General features: G+C 43.4%; 1 pseudogene. It reads left to right on the forward strand.

Annotation, left to right across the window (positions count from 1 at the left end):
• Positions 1 to 256: pseudogene (locus ACYQ4S_RS12730) on the forward strand (DDE-type integrase/transposase/recombinase); the annotation flags it as partial.

The raw sequence follows: 256 nt of genomic DNA on the forward strand, positions 1-256 counted from the left end.
GCAAAGAATAAAATCATCTTATCCCAAAGAGTGTCTGAAAAACGCAATACTGAATTAGCAATCAGGGCCATTCACGATGTGCTCGACCACTATATAGCTAGCGAAATCCCTGAGGATTTAAACCTCACCGTTGACGGAAACCCCATTTACAAACTGGCACAACATTTCCTGGCCCAACACGGCCTGAACTTCGATATCACTCAAGTCATTGGTTTAACCAACGAGGACGAAGTATCTAGACAATATAGGCCCCTTA

It is taken from the genome of Alkalibacterium sp. s-m-28, assembly GCF_054658175.1.